The sequence below is a fragment of the Pseudomonas sp. PS01299 genome, from assembly GCF_029960145.1.
Lineage (GTDB): Bacteria > Pseudomonadota > Gammaproteobacteria > Pseudomonadales > Pseudomonadaceae > Aquipseudomonas > Aquipseudomonas putida_A.
Map to the genome: position 1 here is coordinate 1 of NZ_JASCPO010000396.1, position 3,111 is coordinate 3,111.

The 3,111-nt window shown below is 60.2% G+C and carries 4 protein-coding genes; 3 read left to right on the forward strand and 1 reads right to left on the reverse strand.

What is annotated here, in order from left to right:
• Positions 1-195 precede the first annotated feature (195 nt).
• Positions 196-459 (forward strand): hypothetical protein, encoded by a 264-nt coding sequence (locus QMX91_RS30180; protein ID WP_098967656.1) that lies wholly within the window; start codon positions 196-198, stop codon positions 457-459.
• Positions 460-638: 179 nt separating this feature from the next.
• Positions 639-1,016, forward strand: a complete 378-nt coding sequence (locus QMX91_RS30185) for a hypothetical protein (protein ID WP_282413839.1) — start codon at positions 639-641, stop codon at positions 1,014-1,016.
• A gap of 66 nt (positions 1,017-1,082) precedes the next feature.
• Here QMX91_RS30185 and QMX91_RS30190 read toward each other — a convergent pair whose 3' ends face one another.
• A complete protein-coding gene (locus QMX91_RS30190; RefSeq protein ID WP_210557904.1) occupies positions 1,083-2,195 on the reverse strand; it encodes an enoyl-CoA hydratase/isomerase family protein in 1,113 nt (370 codons plus the stop codon).
• Between the two features lie 132 nt (positions 2,196-2,327).
• Here QMX91_RS30190 and ung point away from each other — a divergent pair, with 132 nt between their 5' ends.
• Positions 2,328-3,020, forward strand: coding sequence for a uracil-DNA glycosylase (ung, locus tag QMX91_RS30195; protein WP_003222534.1), 693 nt, complete (start codon positions 2,328-2,330; stop codon positions 3,018-3,020).
• Positions 3,021-3,111: the final 91 nt, after the last annotated feature.

A 3,111-nucleotide genomic window follows, 5' to 3' on the forward strand; every position in this document is an offset into this window, starting at 1 on the left:
GGCGTCCTGTCAGTCAGTGATTCATCACTGACCCACCGCTTTCGCGAGCAAGCCCGCTCCCACAGAGGATTTTCAGTGTGACTGACACCGCTGATCTGAAGCCTTTGCGCGCCCGGCACTTGCCCCGGACCTGACAGTCAAAACTGTGTCGGCTGCGCTGTCCTGCTGCGGCCGTGGGTCTTTCAGGAGGCCGTCATGGGTATTTCAAAACTGTTACGTCGAGTGCTGCTGGGAGCGGTGCTCGGTTCAGGCCTGTCCGGGTGTTATTACTATGCCGGTCCCTACGATACTTATCCCGCCACGTCTTATTATCCAGGGTATTACTCGCCGTATTACTACGGCGGATATTACGGACCGCGTTACTACGGCGGTGCTCATTATTACTACGGCGGCTACGGCTACCGCGGCGGTTACGGACGCGGTTATCACGGCGGCGGCTATCACGGCGGGCACCACTGATCGGCGGCTGAATGACAGTGGTTTCCAAATGAACAGGATTTCATCAATCACATGTTTCAACTTGTTACGGAAGCGCACCAGATTCGGAAAACGCTGTCAGATGTTTCGTCAGTCACCGAATAACCGACTGATGCCTGCCAGCGTCGCTGGTGTGGCTACCCGCGGTCCAGGAGGCCGCCATGTATCGACGAATTCTTCTACTTGCTGCGATGATGTTTTCCGTTGCCGGTTGCGCTCCCTACTCCTACGCAGACAGTTATTACAGCTCGGAGGTCTACACCTCACCCGCTCCGGCGTACTACAACACTGGCGGCACCTATTACAGCGGCGGCAGCACCTATTACTCGGCCCCGCGTTACTACCAGGCGGCCCCGCGTTACTACTCGGCGCCGCGTTACTACCAGCCAGCGCCACGCTACTACGAGAGCCGCCGCTGGCACGACAACGATCGCGGTCGCTGGGACGGTCACCGTGGTGGGGGTTGGGATCGTGACCGGGGTGGGCGTGATCATCACGGTAACCGCGGTGACCACGGCGGGCGAGGCGGTCGCTGGTAATCATCCGCAAACAAAAAAGCGGCGCATTGAGCGCCGCTTTTTTTGTGCCTGCGATTTACCAAGCGTTCAGTATTGCGTCAGATCCGCCAACGGATGCCGACCTTCCCAGACCTTGTGAAAATGCGCCTCGACCACCGCGTCCGGGACGTTATTGATGTCCGGCCAATGCCAGTGCGGTTTCTGATCCTTGTCGATCAGCCGTGCCCGCACCCCTTCGCTGAATTCCGGGTGCCGGCAGCAATTGAGGCTCAGTGTGTATTCCATCTGAAACACTTCGGCCAGCGAAAGATAGCGGGCGCGGATGATCTGTTCCCAGACCAGATGCGCGGTCAGCGGTGAGCCTTCGCTCAGGGTTTTCGCGGCGCGGGCGATCAGCGGGTCGCTGCTGTCGCGTTGCAGGCTGATGGCTTTCCAGGCACAGGTGACGTCGCTGACGTCGAGCAGTTCATCGATCTGCTGGCGGCGCGGCAACCATTGCGCCTCGGGCATCTGCCCGACGGCTTCCTGTTGCAGGGCCTTGAGCAGGCTGTTGAGCTGCATGTCGGTCTGTTCCTGCCAGTTGAGTTGCAGCAGGCCTTCGATCAGTTGCGGTTGCTGCTCTTCAAGCAGAAAGCGGTCGGCCAGATCCAGATCGATGGCATCACGACCGTTCATGTGCGCGCCGGTCAGTCCAAGAAACAAGCCGAGCTTGCCCGGCAACCGTGAGAGAAACCAACTGGCGCCGACGTCCGGATACAGACCGATGGTGATCTCGGGCATCGCCAGGCGACTGCTCGGCGTGACGATCCGCGTGCTCGCGCCTTGCAACAGGCCCATGCCGCCGCCGAGCACGTAACCGTGGCCCCAGCAGACCAGCGGTTTGGGGTAGGTGTGCAGGCTGTAGTCCAGGCGATATTCGGCGGCGAAAAACTGTGCGGCCAGTGGCGGGACTTCACCGGGGTGGGCCCGGCAGGCCTCCACTAGACTGCGCACTTCACCGCCGGCGCAGAATGCTTTGGCACCATTGCCGCGCAGCAATACGCAGACGATCTGCGGATCCTTGGCCCAGGCGTTCAGTTTGTCGCTCAGGGCGTTGATCATCGGCAAGGACAGCGCGTTGAGCGACTTTTCAGCATCCAGGCTGGCGATCCCGAGGCGGGCGCCGTCGGTGCCGGTGAGTTCTTCGAAGTGCAGATTCATCGTGACCTCGATCGGGAAATTGAGCGTTCAGTATGATCGCTGTGTGGGAAAGTGCCGGATCTGTGTCAGATCAATTGACAAGCGTGGTCGGCTTTCCTAGGGTTCGCCCCATTGTTTTTGCCGGGTATGACCATGACTGCTGACGACCGTATCAAACTCGAACCGAGCTGGAAGGAGGCACTGCGTGCTGAATTCGACCAGCCTTACATGGCAGAGTTGCGCACTTTTCTGCAGCAGGAGCGGGCGGCCGGCAAGGAAATCTATCCGCCGGGACCGCTGATTTTCAACGCGCTGAATTCGACGCCGCTGGATAAAGTCAAAGTGGTGATCCTCGGCCAGGACCCGTACCACGGCCCGGGCCAGGCCCATGGCTTGTGCTTCTCGGTGCAACCGGGCGTGCCGGCGCCGCCGTCGCTGGTCAACATCTACAAAGAGTTGAAACGCGACTTGAACATCGACATTCCCAACCACGGCTACCTGCAGAGCTGGGCCGATCAGGGCGTGTTGATGCTCAACACCACCATGACTGTCGAGCGCGCCAATGCCAACGCGCATAAGGACAAGGGCTGGCAGTTCTTCACCGACCGGATCATTGAGGTGGTCAGCGAACGCCAGCCGCATCTGGTGTTCATGCTGTGGGGCGCGCATGCGCAGAGCAAGCAGAAGCTGATCGACGCGACCAAGCACCTGGTGCTGACGTCGGTGCATCCATCGCCGTTGTCGGCTTATCGTGGCTTCCTCGGGTGCGGGCATTTCAGCCGGACCAACAAGTTTCTCGAGCAGAATGGCGAAGCGCCAATTGAGTGGCGTCTGCCGCCGGTCTGATCGGCTGACCGGGCCGGCCCCTTCGCGAGCAAGCCCGCTCCCACATTGGTTTTGCGGCATGCACATAACCAATGTGGGAGCGGGCTTGCTC